The organism is Sulfobacillus sp. TH-112, assembly GCF_057473405.1.
In genome coordinates, this window is record NZ_JBYCKN010000050.1 from 1 (window position 1) to 5,487 (window position 5,487).

Here is a 5,487-nt window from a genome sequence, read left to right on the forward strand (position 1 = left end):
AAATGGACTACAGTGGCCGTGTCCGCATGAAGATCATCCGGGAACCAAGGTATTGCATACGCGACTCTGGGATGAAACTGTGGAGCCGCGAGTCCCCTTTAGTGTGGTCGAGTGGGAACCACCGGTAGAGCAGCCTGACGCCGAATATCCGTTTTTATTAACCACTGGGCGGCGATTGGCGTTCTTTAACACCGGGATTCAATCTAACGTCTACGATCATCCTCATAAGGATGGTGAGTGGATGGAAATTCATCCGCAAGATGCCGAAAGATTAAACCTTGTGGATGGCGATGAGGTTATCGTGACGTCGCGACGTGGTGAAATTCATACGCCCGTACGACACTCAACGGCAGTGACTCCGGGCGTGGTGTTTCTCACGTTTCACTTCCCGGACCACGTGAAAACCAATTTACTATCGATTGACGCGACCGATCCCAAATCGGGAACAGCCGAATTTAAGGCCACAGCGGTGCGGATCGTGCGGCGGGAGGCCAATCATGAGCAATCTTGAATTACGCCAAGAAGTCGCCCAGATTTTGTCGGACCTCACTAAAGAGCGGGCACAGTTATTGCCCGCTCTTTGGAAGGTGGCAGAGGTCATGGGATGGATTGATGAGGCGCGCTTGAAGGCTATTGCAGACGTGATGAATCTGCCCGAGGCGGAAGTGTACGGTGTGGCGTCGTTCTATGCGCTATTGCCGCAAGATGGCCGCACGATGGTACGGGTATGTGATGACATTGTCTGCCGTCTTTATGGGAGTCGAACCCTGCTCGAACAGTTGGAACACAATCCCACCATAGCGGCTCGCGAGTGGGTCTGTTTGGGCCGGTGCGAAGCAGCGCCGGTCGCACTGGTCGGGTTGGAACCGGTCATTCATGCCACGCAGCAGCAAATTTTGACCCGACTGGAGGAGAAAAGGTAACGTGGAGACTCTACGCCTTTTGCCACCCGAGGAGTTAACCTCTCTGCCTGAGAGTCGTGAACGATTGCAACAACGGGGATTTGAACGGGCTTTGCAGAGAGCACGCACCATGCGGCCCGACGCGATAATAAACGAGGTAAGCGCATCAGGAATTATGGGACGAGGAGGCGCGGCCTTTCCCACAGGTCGTAAGTGGGCCAGTGTCCGCGAAGCAAGTGGCAGTCCCAAATATGTGGTGATGAATGCTGACGAAAGTGAACCCGGTACGTTTAAGGATCGGGTTCTACTGGAACGTGACCCGATGGGGGCGCTGGTAGGGCTGATCATCGCGGCGTATGCTGTTGGTGCCGAGTATGCCTATGTGTACATTCGTGGAGAGTATCTAGACGTTGAAAGAATTGTCCGTAGAGCGGCGGAAACCCTCGAGAATGCCGGCTATCTTTCGCCGGGTCTACAATTGGAAGTGCGGCGCGGGGCGGGAGCATATATAGCAGGTGAGGAAACAGCACTTTTTAATTCTATTGAAGGTAAGCGTCCCGAACCTCGCGTGAAACCTCCTTTTCCTACGGTGCATGGGCTGTTTGGAAAGCCCACGCTGATCCAAAATGTAGAAACTCTAGCCAATATCGCGTTGCTCTTTGCGCACGATGTGGCTTGGTTTCGAGAACAGGGCACGGAAAAAACCCCGGGTACCAAGCTGGTGTGCTTGAGCGGACATCTGGCGAATCCCGGAGTCTATGAGGTGCCGTTCGGGATCCCTGTCCAGGACATTGTCGATCATTATGGTGGGGGGATGGCACAGAGAAAACCTCTGAAGGCCATTCTTCTCGGGGGCGCGGCAGGGACGTTTTTGACACCCAAGGAAGTGGCTGAAGCGGTGTACGATTATGCTCCTTTGAGAGAATATGGGGCCAGTATTGGGTCGGGCGCTTTTATGGTGTTTGATGACTCAGTATCGATGCTCGAGGTGTTAAGACAACTGGCTCGATTTTTTGCCGATGAGTCTTGTGGGCAGTGTGTGCCCTGTCGTATCGGTACGCGACGCCTTCTTGAGATTCTCGAAGGGCCCACTGTGCTAGAGGATCAAGATCGGCTAAAGGATTTGGCGCTTGCGATGCAAGACGCGTCCATCTGTGGCTTGGGACAAACCGCCCCATTGGCACTGCTCTCCATGATGAAGCGAGACAGTCTATGGGCGCCAGAAAGGAGCGTGGGATAATGGCTCTGATTGACTTAACCATTGATGGGACACCGGTTAGTGTGCCGGAAGGGGCTACGCTGAAGGATGCTTGTCAGCAGGTTGGCATTAACCCACCGACATTGTGTTTCCACGACAATCTGACTCCCGCCAATGCGTGTCGGGCCTGCGTTGTTGAAGTGGAAGGTAATCGTACACTAGTCGCCTCGTGTAGCCGCAAGGCAGAATCGAACATGGTGGTGAAGACACAATCGGATCGTGTAAAAAATGCGCGCAAAGTCGTCTCAGAGCTTTTGGCATCGACTTCAGATATGGATCTTGCCCCTACTCTGAAAGACCTCATGGAGTCCTATCATGGAGAGCCGACTCGATTTCGGACAGGCAGTAGTTGGGCGCAGCCAGTCATGGATGACAATGCACTCTATGTGCGGGATTATGCAAAGTGTATCCTTTGCTATCGATGTGTAGAGGCTTGCGGCGACGATGCTCAAAACACCTTTGCCATTAGTGTGGCTGGTCGAGGATTTGACGCGCACATTGATGCAGGATTCGGGCGTTCCATGCCAGATTCGGATTGTGTATTTTGTGGTAATTGTGTCGCCGTCTGTCCCACGGGCGCATTGATTGATCGGGCGGAATATCGCTTGCGACAAGAAGGCACCTGGGATGATGCGAAGGTGGATACGACCTCAACAGTCTGCTCTTATTGCGGGGTGGGATGTCAACTAGACTTGCATGTGGTCGATAATCGCATTGTGAAGGTCACCTCGCCAATGGATCATCCGGTGACACACGGGATGCTATGTGTGAAGGGCCGTTACAGCTATCAATTTGTTCAAATTGAGGAATCGATGCCGATATTGAACGATTGACGATACGGCAGGACTAAGAGAGGCTCGTCAAATTGGCGTGCCTCTGTTTTTTGTTTTCCGGTGTAATCGTGAACGTCATTCGATTGTAAGATGCCATAACCGGCGTTCGCGTCGTATGAGTCGGGGAATAATGCGGCCCACTATGATGTCTTTGAAATAGGCGGTACTAGAATGGGCGTTCAGGGCGGAGTCGTCTTGATACGCTTCATAAATCAATAGTTCGTCGGGATGCTCTTGAGATCGGTGAATGCGGTATTCAAGACATTGTGGCTCATTGGTCAACACCAGTTGTCGCATCTCAGTTAAGTCGTTAAGGATGTTTTCAGTGTCCTGTGGGTGGGTATGATAATGCGCTGTCAACACTACCATGAGAGCCATCCCTCCTTTCACGCTCGAGAGTTGTTTTTCATTGTCGTTCTATCCTGCGATTGGTGTCAATAGCGAAAAATACGGAGCGAGAACGGTCTGCGCTTGGGCTATATGGTATTCTTCTTCGCCTTTTCGGGATATTCAGCGTGACGGCATCATCGTCGGTCCGAGCTTTTAGGTTCTTGAATGGGAGGAGTGCTATGGCTTCGCGTGCGCAATGAGAAGGGATCGAATTCTTTTTTCGGTGATCGACGCTCGGGCGGGATTGATATCACAAATCCCCCAGACGATATTGGGGTTATGGTCGGCCTGTGGGGTGTATTGTCATTATTGTCCATAAGGCTTTTTGCCCTTCTCTGTAAGGTTCTTGAAACTAAACTATGACCATTAGCATAGCGTAGGGAGGAAGGCTGATTCCATAGTGGTAGCTGGTTTTTCAGGATGCAGAAGACGCCAGTGATGCGAAAGAATGACAAAATAGTTGATTAGGTGGTTGACTTGTATGCTAGTATGCGCTAACTTTGTTATGCATTTGCACATAATTATCGAACTATTGCACCTACTTTAGACAAAACAAATAGTTCAAAGCATCTTTAGGTGGTAGACGTGTCTTTCACAAGAACAAAGGAGTGATGACGATGAACCACATGAAGAGCACCCTAGGAATCTCCGGTGCTGTTCTTTTAACGGCCGCTCTCGCAGGATGCGGAAGTACCACGACCCAGGCTGCCTCGACCAGTTCTGTTGCCCCATTGGTGGTAGCGGCTGACTTTGCTAATCCTACGATGACGGAAAATTTCAACCCGTTCAATGTGAACCATCTTTACGGGGCGTATATGATTTTTGAACCGCTGTATGTGGTGAATCTGATGAATGGGCAGCAAACGCCGTGGCTCGCCACCTCCTATCAGTGGGTGAATTCCAAGACGTTGCAGTTTACCATTCGCTCAGGAGTTAAGTTTAATGATGGACGGCCGTTTTCAGCGAAAGACGTGGCCTATACGTTTAATTTAATGAAGAAGTATCCCGCATTGGACACGGACGATGTGTGGGCGTCACTGTCATCAGTCGTGGCATCAGGCAACACCGTCACCTTCAACTTCTCGAAGGTGGACACCCCAGAATGGTATTACATTGCGACCACACCCATTGTCAGTGAATATCAATTTAGCCAGGTGGCAAATCCGGTGACGTATGTAGACCCGGATCCAGTAGGGACCGGTCCGTTTATGCTTAAGTCCTTTACGGGAGAGCAATATGACCTTAAGGACAATCCGTATTATTGGCAAAAGAGTAAGGTCAAAATCCCTGAGATGGAGTTTCGCGGAGTGACCGGCAATACCTCGGTCGATGAATGGTTAGTCGATGATACGGTCGACTGGGCGCAGTCGTTTATTCCCAATATGCAAAAGCTCTATATAGACAAGAATCCGACGCTGAATCATAGCTACCAGCCTCCGTCGAGTCCCTGGACGATCTTTATGAATCTGACCAAGTATCCGTTCAACCAGTTAGATTTCCGCAAAGCCTTGGCCTATGCCATCAATCGCAAGGAAATTGTCACAAAGGCCGAGTACGGTATGATGACACCGGACCACCAGTCGCTGTTGCCACCGTCAATGAGCAAGTGGTTAAATCCGTCATTGAGTGCGCAGTACAACTACCACTACGACCCCTCTAAGGCGAAGGCCCTTCTTGCCGCTGCGGGACTGAAGAAAAATAGTGCGGGGCAGATCATTGGACCGAACGGTCAGCCCATTACGCTGACCCTTGAGGTGCCGGCCGGATGGACTGATATCATTCAAGATGGTCAGATTATGGTCAATGACTTCAAGGCGATTGGATTGACAGTCGATGAAATTACTCCGTCTCCGACCACGGTGACCGATAATGTGCAGACCGGAGATTATGACATGGCGCTTCAAGAAGCAATTGGTGTGCCCGACCCCTATTTTGTCTACTACGAAGAATTAGATAGCGCAGAAACTGCCCCTATTGGTAAGGTGGCACCTAGCAACTATGAACGTTGGAGTAACCCCGAAACCAACACTCTCTTACAAGAATTTGCAGCGACCACCAACACAGCTACGCAGCAACAACTGATGTTTAAACTCCAAAAGATTGT

At 50.8% G+C, this 5,487-nt stretch carries 6 protein-coding genes; 5 read left to right on the plus strand and 1 reads right to left on the minus strand.

Annotated elements, in window-relative coordinates:
• The 4 genes from ACOJWD_RS03265 to ACOJWD_RS03280 all read left to right on the plus strand — a co-directional run.
• Positions 1-511, plus strand: a 511-nt coding sequence (locus tag ACOJWD_RS03265) for a molybdopterin oxidoreductase family protein (protein ID WP_486991790.1), incomplete at its 5' end; no start/stop codon positions are given.
• Entirely contained in the window at positions 498-923 is a 426-nt protein-coding gene (locus ACOJWD_RS03270; protein WP_486991791.1) for an NADH-quinone oxidoreductase subunit NuoE family protein, read from the plus strand. The genes ACOJWD_RS03265 and ACOJWD_RS03270, both read left to right, overlap by 14 nt.
• Position 924: 1 nt before the next feature.
• On the plus strand, positions 925-2,142 hold the full coding sequence (locus tag ACOJWD_RS03275; protein WP_486991792.1) for a complex I 51 kDa subunit family protein: 1,218 nt from the start codon (positions 925-927) through the stop codon (positions 2,140-2,142).
• Entirely contained in the window at positions 2,142-2,993 is an 852-nt protein-coding gene (locus tag ACOJWD_RS03280; RefSeq protein ID WP_486991793.1) for a 2Fe-2S iron-sulfur cluster-binding protein, read from the plus strand. Before ACOJWD_RS03275 ends, ACOJWD_RS03280 begins: the two co-directional genes overlap by 1 nt.
• 75 nt (positions 2,994-3,068) lie before the next feature.
• Here the strand turns inward: ACOJWD_RS03280 and ACOJWD_RS03285 are convergent, their stop codons facing one another.
• Positions 3,069-3,371: a putative quinol monooxygenase gene (locus tag ACOJWD_RS03285; RefSeq protein ID WP_486991794.1), complete on the minus strand. Its 303-nt coding sequence runs from the start codon at positions 3,369-3,371 to the stop codon at positions 3,069-3,071.
• Positions 3,372-4,000: 629 nt separating this feature from the next.
• On the opposite strand from ACOJWD_RS03285, the gene ACOJWD_RS03290 reads away from it, so the two are divergent.
• Positions 4,001-5,487, plus strand: a 1,487-nt coding sequence (locus ACOJWD_RS03290; RefSeq protein WP_486991795.1) for an ABC transporter substrate-binding protein, incomplete at its 3' end; no start/stop codon positions are given.

Coding starts and splice junctions, on each gene's coding strand:
- ACOJWD_RS03270 (WP_486991791.1), top strand. CDS start 498: ATGAGCAATCTTGAATTACGCCAAGAAGTCGCCCAGATTTTGTCGGAC.
- ACOJWD_RS03280 (WP_486991793.1), top strand. CDS start 2,142: ATGGCTCTGATTGACTTAACCATTGATGGGACACCGGTTAGTGTGCCG.
- ACOJWD_RS03285 (WP_486991794.1), bottom strand. CDS start 3,371: ATGGCTCTCATGGTAGTGTTGACAGCGCATTATCATACCCACCCACAG.